The sequence below is a fragment of the Streptomyces sp. NPDC057136 genome (assembly GCF_042670885.1).
Lineage (GTDB): Bacteria > Actinomycetota > Actinomycetes > Streptomycetales > Streptomycetaceae > Streptomyces.
In genome coordinates this window covers 91,494-103,746 of the sequence record NZ_JBHUUV010000010.1, presented here as the reverse complement: position 1 = coordinate 103,746, position 12,253 = coordinate 91,494, and the positions used below count along the sequence as shown (strand labels likewise).

The 12,253-nt window shown below is 71.2% G+C and carries 11 protein-coding genes; 6 read left to right on the top strand and 5 right to left on the bottom strand.

From position 1 onward, the window contains the following. Window positions 1–2 precede the first annotated feature (2 nt). Window positions 3–647 (top strand): uridine kinase, encoded by a 645-nt coding sequence (locus ACFT7S_RS15265; RefSeq protein WP_382731598.1) that lies wholly within the window; start codon window positions 3–5, stop codon window positions 645–647. Here ACFT7S_RS15265 and ACFT7S_RS15260 read toward each other — a convergent pair. Together ACFT7S_RS15260 and ACFT7S_RS15255 are read right to left on the bottom strand one after the other, a co-directional pair. Continuing rightward, the gene (locus tag ACFT7S_RS15260; RefSeq protein WP_382731595.1) at window positions 644–1,588 is read right to left on the bottom strand and encodes a carbohydrate kinase family protein; all 945 of its coding nucleotides are present in this window, start codon (window positions 1,586–1,588) and stop codon (window positions 644–646) included. The genes ACFT7S_RS15265 and ACFT7S_RS15260 overlap by 4 nt on opposite strands. Next, window positions 1,585–2,538, bottom strand: coding sequence for a pseudouridine-5'-phosphate glycosidase (locus ACFT7S_RS15255; RefSeq protein WP_382731593.1), 954 nt, complete (start codon window positions 2,536–2,538; stop codon window positions 1,585–1,587). The genes ACFT7S_RS15260 and ACFT7S_RS15255 overlap by 4 nt, the downstream gene beginning before the upstream one ends. Before the next feature lie 101 nt (window positions 2,539–2,639). On the opposite strand from ACFT7S_RS15255, the gene ACFT7S_RS15250 reads away from it, so the two are divergent. Next, entirely contained in the window at window positions 2,640–3,002 is a 363-nt protein-coding gene (locus tag ACFT7S_RS15250) for a cupin domain-containing protein (protein ID WP_382731591.1), read from the top strand. A 49-nt stretch (window positions 3,003–3,051) separates the two neighbouring features. Here ACFT7S_RS15250 and ACFT7S_RS15245 read toward each other — a convergent pair whose 3' ends face one another. The 3 genes from ACFT7S_RS15245 to ACFT7S_RS15235 form a co-directional block, all read right to left on the bottom strand. Then, the gene (locus tag ACFT7S_RS15245; protein WP_382731588.1) at window positions 3,052–4,395 is read right to left on the bottom strand and encodes an MFS transporter; all 1,344 of its coding nucleotides are present in this window, start codon (window positions 4,393–4,395) and stop codon (window positions 3,052–3,054) included. 101 nt (window positions 4,396–4,496) lie between these two features. Next, window positions 4,497–5,045 carry a methylated-DNA--[protein]-cysteine S-methyltransferase gene (locus tag ACFT7S_RS15240; protein ID WP_382731586.1) on the bottom strand — a complete coding sequence of 183 codons (549 nt, stop codon included), beginning with the start codon at window positions 5,043–5,045 and terminating at the stop codon, window positions 4,497–4,499. A gap of 70 nt (window positions 5,046–5,115) precedes the next feature. Beyond that, entirely contained in the window at window positions 5,116–5,991 is an 876-nt protein-coding gene (locus tag ACFT7S_RS15235) for a glycerophosphodiester phosphodiesterase (RefSeq protein WP_382731583.1), read from the bottom strand. Between the two features lie 217 nt (window positions 5,992–6,208). Here ACFT7S_RS15235 and ACFT7S_RS15230 point away from each other — a divergent pair, with 217 nt between their 5' ends. The 4 genes from ACFT7S_RS15230 (at window position 6,209) to ACFT7S_RS15215 (ending at window position 12,110) form a co-directional block, all read left to right on the top strand. Further along, on the top strand, window positions 6,209–7,078 hold the full coding sequence (locus ACFT7S_RS15230; protein ID WP_382731581.1) for an MHYT domain-containing protein: 870 nt from the start codon (window positions 6,209–6,211) through the stop codon (window positions 7,076–7,078). A 39-nt stretch (window positions 7,079–7,117) separates the two neighbouring features. After that, window positions 7,118–9,247: an excinuclease ABC subunit UvrB gene (gene uvrB, locus ACFT7S_RS15225; protein ID WP_382731579.1), complete on the top strand. Its 2,130-nt coding sequence runs from the start codon at window positions 7,118–7,120 to the stop codon at window positions 9,245–9,247. Window positions 9,248–9,382: 135 nt separating this feature from the next. Then, window positions 9,383–9,997 carry a TerD family protein gene (locus ACFT7S_RS15220; protein ID WP_362842502.1) on the top strand — a complete coding sequence of 205 codons (615 nt, stop codon included), beginning with the start codon at window positions 9,383–9,385 and terminating at the stop codon, window positions 9,995–9,997. 157 nt (window positions 9,998–10,154) lie between these two features. Continuing rightward, window positions 10,155–12,110, top strand: a complete 1,956-nt coding sequence (locus ACFT7S_RS15215) for a TerD family protein (RefSeq protein ID WP_382731572.1) — start codon at window positions 10,155–10,157, stop codon at window positions 12,108–12,110. Window positions 12,111–12,253 lie beyond the last annotated feature (143 nt).

Sequence of the window (12,253 nt, the reverse complement as noted above, 5' to 3'; positions counted from 1 at the left end):
CGGTGCGACTCGAACCGATCACCTGGGACCGGCTGGCCGAAGCCCTCGCCGTACACGCCGACACGCTGAAGCCGTCCGACGGCGGGCCCTGGCTCAAGATCGCCGTTGACGGTGCCCCGGCCGCCCGCACCGGTGAGCTCGCCGAACAGGTCGCGGCGGCGCTGAGGAGCCGGGGCCTTTCAGTACTCGCCGTCTCCACCAGCGGCTTCCTGCGCCCGGCCAGTCTTCGGTACGAGTACGGCAAGGAGGACCCCGACTCGTACTTCGACGGCTGGTTCGACACGGGAGCGCTGTGGCGCGAGGTGTTCGGGCCGCTGGAGGCGGGCGGCAGCGGGCGGGTGCTGCCCGACCTCTGGGACCCGGTGAAGGACCGGGCCACCAGGAGCCCGTACCAACTCCTGCCGGAGGGCGGGGTGGTCGTCGTGCACGGCCCGTTCCTGCTCGGGCACTGGTTCCCGTTCGACCTGAGCGTCCATGTGCGGCTCTCGCCCGGCGCACTGCGCCGCCGCACCGAGGAGAGCGAGCGGTGGACCCTGCCCGCGTTCGCGCGATACGAGGACGAGGTGACGCCCGCCGATCGCGCGGACGCGGTGGTACGGGCCGATGACCCGCTCCACCCGGCTTGGTCCGGGCTGGACACCCCCTAGGGTCTCTCGTGCTGCGCCGGGCGCCCGCCGACTGTCGTGACCGCTTCGGCTCCCGCCCGGCAGGCCGCCGCGGCAGCCTCCGTATCGTCCGCCCCGGCGAGGCGCGCGGCGAGGAAGCCGCCGGTGAAGGCGTCGCCCGCCCCCGTCGAGTCGACCGGCTCCCGGACCGGCACGGCGGCGACGCGAGCGGTCACCGTTCCCCCGGCGGCCAGCAGGGCGCCGCGGTCGCCGAGTGTGACCGCGACCAGGGGGGCGTGGCGGCTCAACTTCGCTGCCGCGTCGGCCGGTTCCGGCAGACCGGTGAGCAGGCACGCCTCGTCCGCGTTCGGCAGCAGCAGGTCCACCCCCTCGACGGCGGCCAGGAACCGGTCGACGCCGAGTCCGGTGAGGAATCCGGCGGAGGCCGGGTCCACGCTGACCGGGATGCCCCGCTGCCGCGCCTCCCGCAGGGCGAGCAGGGCGGTGGCCCGGCTCGTCGGGGCGAAGAGGAGGTAGCCGGAGAGGTGGAGATGGCCGATGCCGTCGAGCAGTGACGGCGACCAGTCGGCGGGGGCGAGGCGCAGCACCGCGCAGCTGTCGGTGAGGAAGGTGCGCTCGGCGCTGCCGTCGACGAGCGCGACCACGGTGGCGGTCGGCACCTCCTCGTCCACGGCCAGCTCGGCCCGTACCCCGGCGCGGTGCAGGATCTCCCGGTGCCAGGCCGCGGAATCGGCGCCGGCCCGCGCCAGCAGACGCACGTCATGGCACCCCGAACGCACCGCCCAGCACGCCACGTTGGCCCCGGCCCCGCCCGGCAGCGTGCTGATCCGCGCCGCCGTGTCCGTACCCCGAACCGGCGCCGGACCGTGCCGCACCACCACATCCGTGACCACGTCCCCGACGACGAGCAGGCCGCCCTCGCGCACCGTGCCGCCCTCGCTCGCAGTGCCGCCGCCGCTCACCGTGCCGACGCTGCCGCGATACGGGCGGCCAGGGCCACATTTCCGCGTACCGCGGCCAAGTTGGCCTCCAGGGAGGCCCCTTCGGTGTGCCGCATCAGGTGGTCGAGCAGGAACGGCGTGACGGCCTGCCCCACGACGCCGCGCTCCCGGCATGCGGCGAGTGCGTCGGCCAGCACCCGGTCGTGGACCGCAGGATCCAGCTGGTCTTCCTCCGGTACGGGGTTGGCGACGATCAGCGCCGCCTCCGGCCCGCCGAGCGCTTCCCGGGCCCGCATCACCTCCGCCACCTCCTCGGGGGTGTGCACCGTCCAGTCGACGGGCTCGCCCGAACTGCTGAGATAGAAGCCGGGAAAGTGCGTGGTGCCGAAGCCGAGCACGCCGACCCCGAGTGTCTCCAGGCGCTGGAGCGTGGCCGGAACGTCCAGGATCGACTTCACCCCGGCGCAGACCACGGTGATGCCGATGCGTGCGAGCAGCCGTAGATCCGCCGATTCGTCCTGGGTCTCGGTCCACTCCCGGTGTACGCCGCCGAGCCCACCGGTCGCGAACACCCGCAGTCCCGCCCGGGCCGCCAGGAACGCCGTGGCGGACACCGTCGTAGCCCCGCTCGCACCCGTTGCCAGCGCGGGTGCGAGGTCCCGGTGGCCCAGCTTCCGCATCGCCGGGTCACCGGCGACCTGTTCCAACTGCGTCTTGTCCAGGCCGACATGGGCCCGGCCGTCCAGTACGGCGATCGTGGCGGGGACGGCCCCGGCGGAGCGTACGAGCTCCTCCAGTTCCAGGGCGACCTGGAGGTTGCGGGGGCGCGGCAGGCCGTGCGCGATGATCGTCGACTCGAGGGCGACGACGGGGCGGTGGGCGGCGAGAGCGTCTCGGACCTCGACGGAGAGCGCCGGTTCGTAACGTCGGGCGCCGTCCTCGGGAGTGTGCTCCGGTGTGTTGTGTGGCATGCCCCATCCCTGTCGCGTGCGGGGTGGCCGCAAACCACAGGAAGGGCGTTGGCGTCCCCTGAGGGCAGCCCGTCGCGGGCCGCTCGCTAGGGTGACCGGCCATGACGACACTTGATCAAGCTCCCGCCTCCTTCGCCGTGCACATCCCGGACGCCGAACTCGAACCCGACCCCCTCGACCCGGCGCAGGTGGTCTCGGGCGACCCGGTGGTGAGCGGCAAGGTGCTGTGGGAGTCCCCCGACGGGAAGCAGGTGCGCGGAATCTGGCAGATCACGCCCGGCGTGGTCACCGACACCGAGGCCAACGAACTGTTCGTGGTGGTGAGCGGGCGGGCGACGGTCGCGGTCGAGGGCGGCGAGACGCTGGAGATCGGGCCCGGGGACGCCTGTGTGCTGCGGGAGGGTGACCGTACGACCTGGACCGTCCACGAGACGCTGCGCAAGGCGTACCACATCAGCCTCTGAAGCCTCTGAAGCCTCTGAAGCCTCAGGAGCCGCTGAAGCCTCAGGAGCGTCAGGGTTTGTCCGAGGCTCCGGTGGATAGGGACACCTCGGCGGGCCCGTCCGACGCCTCGTCCGACGCCCCGTCCGCTACGGCGGTCGGCTTGGTGAGCACCCGCCGCAGGGCGAGCGCGGCCATCGGCAGCAGCAGACAGGCGCCGACCACGTTCAGCCAGCTGTAACTCCACTGGGAGACGATCACTCCGGCGACCGCGCCGCCGATGCCCGCCGCCGTGTTCATGGTCAGGTCCGACAGACCCTGCACGGCGGCGCGGGCGGGCTGCGGTACGGAGTCGGTGAGCAGCGCGGAACCGGCCACCAGCCCGGCCGACCAGCCGAGCCCGAGCACGAACAGACCGGCCGCCGTCCGGCCGTGGCTGGAACCGGCGGTGCCGGCCAGCAACGCGGCACACGACAGCAGGCCGACGGCGAGACCAATGACGGAGAGCCGGCCGAAACGGTCGGCCAGCCAGCCCATCACGGGCGAGAACGCGTACATGCCCGCGATGTGTCCACTGATCACCAGGCCGATCAGCTGGATGCCCGCCCCGTGATGGCCGAGGTGGACCGGGGTCATCACCATGATCGAGACCATGGCGGTGTGGGACACGGCCACGGTCACCAGCGCCAGCCGGGCCATCGGCGAGGCGCGCACCGCGGCGACGCCCGCGCGGAGCGAGCGGTTCGCCGCGGTCTGGGTGCCGGCAGGAGCCAGCGCCCGCGCGGTGAGCAGGGGGTCGGGGCGCAGCAGCACCGCGACGACGAGACCCGTGAGCAGGAAGATGGCTGCCGCCCACACGAACGGGCCCGCCGTCTCGGGGATGGCGGTGTCCCGGAAGGCCCGGCCCGCGGGCGCCGCGATATTGGGGCCGAGGACGGAGCCGATCGTGGTGGCCCAGATGACGGTGGAGATCGCCCGGCCGCGCCGGTCCGGTTCCGCCAGGTCGGCGGCGGCGAATCTGGCCTGAAGATTGGCCGACGAGCCGGCCCCGAAACCGGCCATGCCGAGCAGCAGCAGCGGAAAACTGTCCACGACGGTCGCGAGGACCACCAGACTCGCGCCGACCGCGCCGATCAGGTAGGCGAGTACGAGGCCGGGGCGGCGGCCCCGGGAGGTCATCAGCGCGGCGAGCGGCAGCGACAGCAGCGCCGTGCCGGCCACCGAGGCGGTGGGGGCGAGACCGGACAGGGCCTCGGAACCACTCACCTCCGTCGCGAGGACCGGGGCCAGGGCGATACCGATGGGCACGCCGAGGCCGCCGAGTATCTGACTGGCGATGAGAACGGCGGACGTCCGGCGCTGCAGGGCAGGCAGGTCGGAAACCGTGACCGTAGGTGCGGAGAGAGCCTTCTTCACTGGCGCAGTGTGCCAGCTCGTACGCGGGTACGAAAGCGGTTTCCGCACCCCGTGGCGCCGGCGCGCGAGGGCCCGGAACAGCATCGGGCCACGCGCAAGGCCTAGAACAGGGGCTGCGGCAGGACGCCTTCGAGCGCGAGCAGCTGCCGCTTGGTCTCCAGCCCGCCGCCGAAGCCCCCGAGCCCGCCGTCGCTCTCCACGACCCGATGGCACGGCACCACCACCGGCAGCGGATTGGATCCCATGGCGGCCCCCACGGCCTGAGCGGCCCCCGGCTGCCCCACCCGTCTCGCCAGTTCCCCGTACCCGACGACGGTCCCGTACGGCACGCCGGACGCGAGCTCCCGGAGCACTTCGCGGTTGAAGCCGGACGTCAGCGACCAGTCCAGGTCCAGCGTGAATGCGCGCAGCTCACCCGCGAAGTACGCCGCGAACTGGCGTATCGGCTCGGCCAGCCTCGCGGAACCGGGCGGCGCCTCCACCGGCGCCGAGCCGAACCGCGCCCCCAGCTGCCCGAGTGCCTTCTCCCGCACCGCGGGACGGGCATGGAAGATCACGCTCACCAGCCCGGTGCCGGTCGCGACAAGCAGCAGTGGTCCGATGTCGCTCGCGACTGCGGACCACTGCACATCCTGCTCGGTGCTCTTCATGCCGACCACGGTACGACCGGGCACTGACAACGCCCGGTCCGTCCGCCGGTCAGCCCGCCGCCCCGGCTCGTCAGCGGGTGGCGTCCCGCACCACGTCGGGGTTGTTGGTGATGATGCCGTCGACGCCGAAGCCGGCGACCTTGGCCGCGGTCGCCGCGTCGTTGACCGTCCAGGTGTTCACCTGGAGCGGCTTGCCGTGCGCACCCTTCAGCGCCTGAACGGCTGCCACGTAGCCGAGGCTGAGCGTGCTGTGGGACGGGTTGATCTGGTCGGTGAACGCCGCGTACGACGGCAGATCGCCCACGGCCGGGGTGCCGAGGAATCCGGTGATGACATCGGGGCGCTGCGTGTGGACCCGCTTCACGCTGTCCGCGCCGAAGCTCTGGATGATCAGCTTGTGCTCGACGTGGTGGCGGTTGAGCCAGCCCTCGTTGCGCAGGACCTGAAGGGTGTCCTTCTCGATGCCGGGGTAGGTCTCCGGGGCCTTGATCTCCAGGAGCAGCTTCTGGTCGTTGCGCTCGACCCGGTGCAGATACTGCTCCAGCGTCGGGACCCGGGCTCCCGCGTACCGCGCTCCGAACCAGCCGCCCGCGTCGAGCTTCGCGATCTCGGCGGCCGTGAAGTCCTTGACCGCCCAGGGCGCGCGGTCGGGGAAGAGCTCCTCGACGTCGGTGGTCCGCTTGAGGTTCGTGTCGTGCATGACGACCAGGACACCGTCCCGGGTGCGCTGTACATCGTTCTCGACCCAGTCGATGTCCAGGTCGTCCGCCGCGTCGACGGCGGCCAGGGTGTTCTCCGGGGCGTACGCCGAAGCACCTCGGTGCGCGAAGACGACCGGGGCGTCGTGCGAGCCGGCAGCCTGTGTCTGGGAAGCGGTCAGCAGCAGACCACTGCCGCCGAGCAGAGCGGCGACAGTCGTCGAGACGGTTACGGTGCGTACGGACACGGGTTCTCCTCGCGGTCGGAGGTGCGGGCCCATCGAGCGTGGCAGCCGATCACCAACGGAGAACAGGGCAGCGATGGCCACTACGTGAACGGAACCTGCGGTACCGGATCACAGGCGGGATTCCATGCCGATACCATGCGATTCCTATGTTTGCCTGTCGGGCCTCGCCCTTTGGGGCACCCCCCCGAACCCGGGCTTCCGCGAAGGGCTTACCAGCATGCAGGGCACAATTGACGGATTCAGCTACGGCCTCGTGACCCCGGTCGTGGCTTTCCTCATGGCCTGCCTCGGCGCGGCCCTGGGGCTGCGCTGCACGACCCGGTCGCTGCGGACCGAGCGTTCCTTCAAGGCCGGCTGGCTGGCGCTGGGTGCCACCTCCATAGGCTCCGGCATCTGGACGATGCATTTCGTCGCGATGATGGGTTTCACCGTTCGGGAAGCACCGGTCGGCTACGACAAGCCCACTACGTTCGCCAGCCTGGCTCTGGCGATCGTGATGGTCGGAATCGGCATCTTCATTGTCGGTTACCGCGGAGCGACCCGCATGGCACTGATCACCGGCGGCATCATCATGGGCCTCGGCGTCGCGTCCATGCACTACCTCGGAATGGCCGGAATGCGGCTCCAGGGGCAGTTCGAGTACGACACGGTCACCGTGGCCCTCTCCGTCGTCATCGCCGGGGTGGCGGCGACGACGGCGCTCTGGGCGGCCGTGTCCATCCACGGTTTCCTGCCCAGCCTCGGCGCGAGCGTGGTGATGGGCGTCGCGGTGAGCGGCATGCACTACACCGGCATGGCCGCGCTCAGCGTGCATCTCCACCCCGCAGTCGGATCCGGCGTGACCGCGGGCGGCGACGACCCCGCCACTCTGCTCATCCCGATGCTGGTCGGCCCGTTCTGCTTCCTGGTGCTCGCCGGGGCGATCGTGATGTTCGACCCCCTGGTGGTCATGGGCACCCCGGACCGGAACGAGTACCGGCCGGGGCTCCGCGGGACGGGCCGGCGGCCCGGCATCCCCGCCCAGCGCAGACACACACTGCACCGGACACCCGCGGGACGAGGCTCCCGGCCGCCACGGAACCGGTGATCCGACCCCGTTGTCAGTGCCGGGTCGTACGGTGGTTGCATGCGGCCCGTTTCGAAGATCGAACGTTCGGTGGCGCCTTTCGAGGTCGTCAGTCCCTACCAGCCCAGCGGAGACCAGCCCGCGGCCATCGCGGAGCTGGAGCGGCGCATCCGCGCAGATGAGAAGGACGTCGTCCTGCTCGGCGCGACCGGCACAGGCAAGTCGGCGACCACCGCCTGGATGATCGAGAAGCTGCAGCGCCCCACGCTGGTGATGGCGCCGAACAAGACGCTCGCGGCCCAGCTCGCCAACGAGTTCCGCGAGCTCCTGCCCAACAACGCCGTCGAGTACTTCGTCTCGTACTACGACTACTACCAGCCCGAGGCGTACGTACCGCAGTCGGACACCTACATCGAGAAGGACTCCTCGATCAACGAGGAGGTCGAGCGGCTGCGCCACTCCGCGACGAATTCGCTGCTCACCCGGCGTGACGTCATCGTCGTGGCGTCCGTCTCCTGCATCTACGGCCTCGGTACGCCCCAGGAGTACGTGGACCGGATGGTCCAGCTCGAGGTCGGCGACGAGATCGACCGCGACCAGCTGCTGCGCCGTTTCGTCGAGATCCAGTACACCCGCAACGACCTGGCGTTCACCCGGGGCACCTTCCGGGTGCGGGGCGACACCATCGAGATCTTCCCGGTGTACGAGGAGCTCGCCGTCCGCATCGAGATGTTCGGTGACGAGATCGAGGCGCTCTCCACCCTCCACCCGCTGACCGGCGAGGTCATCAGCGAGGACCAGTCCCTCCACGTCTTCCCCGCCAGCCACTACGTCGCGGGCCCCGAGCGCATGGAGAAGGCGGTCAGGGGCATCGAGAAGGAGCTGGAACAGCGCCTCCCCGAGCTGGAGAAGCAGGGCAAGATGCTGGAGGCCCAGCGGCTCCGCATGCGCACCACGTACGACATCGAGATGCTCCGCCAGATCGGCACCTGCTCCGGCGTCGAGAACTACTCGATGCACTTCGACGACCGCGCACCCGGCACCGCCCCCAACACCCTCCTCGACTACTTCCCCGAGGACTTCCTCCTGGTCCTCGACGAATCACATGTCACCGTGCCCCAGATCGGCGCGATGTACGAGGGCGATGCCTCCCGTAAGCGGACCCTCGTCGACCATGGCTTCCGGCTGCCCTCCGCCCTCGACAACCGCCCGCTGAAGTGGGAGGAGTTCCTCGGCCGGATCGATCAGACGGTCTACCTCTCCGCCACCCCCGGGAAGTACGAGCTCTCGCGCGGCGACGGCTTCGTGGAGCAGATCATCCGCCCGACAGGACTCGTCGACCCGGAGATCGTCGTCAAGCCCACCGAGGGTCAGATCGACGACCTGGTGCACGAGATCCGCAAGCGCACCGAGCGGGACGAGCGGGTCCTGGTCACCACCCTCACCAAGAAGATGTCCGAGGACCTCACCGACTACTTCCTGGAGCTCGGCATCCAGGTCCGCTATCTGCACAGCGACGTCGACACCCTGCGCCGGATCGAGCTGCTGCGCGAACTGCGCTCCGGTGAATACGACGTCCTGGTCGGCATCAACCTCCTGCGCGAGGGGCTCGACCTGCCCGAGGTGTCACTCGTGGCCATCCTCGACGCCGACAAGCAGGGCTTCCTGCGCTCCGGCACCTCGCTGATCCAGACCATCGGGCGCGCGGCGCGCAACGTGTCGGGCCAGGTCCATATGTACGCGGACAAGATCACCCCGGCCATGGCGCAGGCCATCGACGAGACCAACCGCCGCCGCGAGAAGCAGATCGCCTACAACACCGAGCGCGGTATCGACCCGCAGCCGCTGCGCAAGAAGATCAACGACATCGTCGCGACCATCGCCCGCGAGGAGGTCGACACCGAACAGCTCCTCGGCTCCGGCTACCGCCAGGCGAAGGGTGCCAAGGCGCCCGTCCCCGCGCTCGGCGGCAAGGCGGCCAAGGGCGCCGCGGCGGGCAGGGGGAAGCCGGACGGCACGGTCGTCACGGACCGGCCCGCGACGGAACTCGCAGGGATCATCGAGGAGATGACGGACCGGATGAGGGCCGCCGCCGCGGATCTCCAGTTCGAGGTGGCCGCACGGCTGCGCGACGAGGTGGGCGAACTGAAGAAGGAACTGCGGCAGATGAGGGAGGCGGGGCTCGCCTGACGGCAGGGAACCCGCTGTGTTGCAGGACCGACACAAAAGCCGCCAGGCCCTCCTGCGCTGTCAGTGCGACTGCGTAGGGTGCGGGGCAACCGCACACACAGGTGGTTGCGGGGACACTCTGAGAGGGGACAGCGCGTGGTGGACGTATCCAAGGGCAATGCGCCCGGGGGCCCTGGCGTCAATCTGACCAAGGGGCAGGCCATCAGCCTGGAGAAGCGGGGCGGGGGAGCCCTCACCGCGGTGCGGATGGGGCTCGGCTGGCAGGCGGCTCCGCGCCGCGGCCTGTTCGGCTCACGGACCCGGGAGATCGACCTGGATGCCTCGGCGGTGCTGTTCGCGGACAAGCAGCCTGTCGACGTCGTGTTCTTCCGCCACCTGGTCAGCGACGACGGTTCGGTCAAGCACACCGGTGACAACCTCGTCGGCGGCGCCGGCTCGGGCGGGGACGACGAGGCCATCCTCGTCGACCTCCAGCGGGTCCCGGTCCACATCGACCAGATCGTCTTCACGGTGAACTCGTTCACCGGCCAGACGTTCCAGGAGGTGCAGAACGCCTTCTGCCGCATCGTCGACGAGACCAACGGCCAGGAGCTCGCGCGCTACACGCTCGACGGCGGGGGGCAGTACACCGCCCAGATCATGGCGAAGGTGCACCGCGCGGGCAACGGGTGGCAGATGACCGCCCTCGGAAACCCGGCCAACGGCCGTACCTTCCAGGACCTGATGCCCTCGATCCTGCCGCACCTGTAGGCACCGCAGGACCTGGCACGCATCGGTACGAGCAGCTCCCGGAGGCATCCGCCGCCGGGAGCTGCACCGCATACCGGACTGCACCGCACAGCAGCGCCACACGCACAACGGCAGCACCGCACGCACGGCAACGACGCATCGTCGAGGGGACAGGGCAATGACGGCCGAGCTGGTCCGGGGGCAGAACCACACCTTGCCCCAGACCCGTCTGGAGATCCGGGTATCGGCGGGCTCACCCGTCGTGGCCGGTGCCACCCTCGGAGACGAACAGGGCACGGTGCACGGAATCGAGTGGATCGCCCACCCCGGATCGCCTCAGCTGCCCGGCCTCGAAGTGTCCAAGCAGGCCGCCGCCGATCACCGGCTCGCCGTCGACCTCGACGCACTGCCCGGCTCGGTGCACCGTGTCACCGTGCTGCTGGCCCTCCCCGTCGGAGCGGGCGGCCCGGCGAGGTTCGGCGCGGTCGCCGCCCCCTTCGTCGCCGTCACCGGCCTCGACGGCACCGAGATCGCCACGTTCACCCTCACCGGCCTTGACGCCGAATCCGCCGTCACCGCCCTTGAGCTCTACCGCCGCCGGGGCGTCTGGAAGGTCCGCGCCGTAGGCCAGGGGTACGCGGCAGGGCTTGCCGAGATGCTCGCCGACCAGGGAGTGGCCCGGGCGGCGGAGCTGGCCGCTTCGATACAGGAGGCGGTCGCCCGGGGCCTGGCCCGCTCGGTGGCCCCGCCGCCGCCCCGCACGCCCGACGGCGATCGCGTCCGCCACGGAGCGAGCCCCGCACCGTCCTCGGGCGACCGGCGGCCCCCGGCCGCGCCTCCCGTCGCCCCCGTGCCCCCGGAACCGCTGCCCGACCCGGCCACCGCGGGCCCCGCCGCAGCGCCCCCCACGGGCGGCCCCATCAACTACGCTCACCCGCGCCGGGCCACCGCACCCCCGCCGCCCCCTCCCACCGCGCCGCCCACGGCGCCGGGATCGCCGGCCACGCCGGTCGCGGGCGACGCCACCGGCTGGTCCATGGACGAGCGCCTCTACAACCAGATCTGGGGCATGTTCGAGGACCTGGCCCGCGCCACCGCGGCGTACCGCAGCGCGGTCGACTTCGCGGAGTCCCGAATGGACCAGGAGCTCGACCGCGCCCTTTCCGACCCGCGCAACCGGATCGGCGGAGCCGGCGACCGGGCCCGTGAGGCGGCCCGAGCCAAGCGCGACGAACTGACGTCCCGGGCCCGCGAAGCCCTGGACCGGGACCTCGCCCAGCTCGCCGCCGAGGCCGCCGTCGTCGAACCCGCACTCCCCGCCGCGTACGCGGGCTGGGCCAACCCCGTCTGGCACGCCTACCAGGTGCCCATGGAGATGCCGATGGCCCTGCGCATCGGCGACCTCCACCTGCCCGAGGCGACCGAACTGCGCATCCCTCTGCTCGTACGGTTGCCGCTGGAGCGCGGCATCTGGGTCGACAGCGGCCGTACGGCCTCCGAAGCGGCGACGCTTATGGAATCGGACCAGCTGCGCCGGCTCGCCATGGAGACAGCCGTCATGCACGCGGCCCGGATGCTCGCCGTCTATCCCGCCGGTGAGTTCTCCGTGCACGTCATCGACCCGGCGGGCTCCGGCGCAGCGGCGCTCGCGCCCCTGGTCCGGTCCGGTGTCCTCGCCGGGCCGCCCGCTGCCGGGCCCGGGGGAGTGACCTCGGTCCTCGCCCACCTCACGCGGCGCGTCGATCTCGTACAGATGGCCGTCCGGGCCGGCGCGGCCGACTCGCTCCCTCCGGACCTGGACACCGGGGAGCAGCTGCTGATCGTCAACGACTTCCCGCACGGCTTCGACGACCGGGCCGTCACCCAGCTGCGCTACCTGGCGGACGAGGGGCCCTCGGTGGGCGTCCATCTGCTGATGGTGGCCGACCGGGAGGACGCCTCCGCGTACGGCCCGGTGCTCGACCCTCTGTGGCGTTCGCTTCTGCGGATCACCCCCGTCGCAGACGACCATCTCGCCGATCCCTGGGTCGGTCACGCGTGGACGTACGAACCGCTGGCACTGCCTGCGGGCAGCCGGGTGCTGGAGCAGGTGCTTGCCAGGGTCACCGAGGCGCGCCGCACCGGGGGCCGCTGACCGGACGGGGGGAGCAGCCTCCCTCCACCGCCCCTGACCTGGCTCTTTAGAGACGCCATTACCCTTTTCTTTACCTTCTCTTGGGGTTTCCTGTACTGTTCTTCGAACGGAGGGGAGTACTCCCATACGCGACGTTCCCGTCA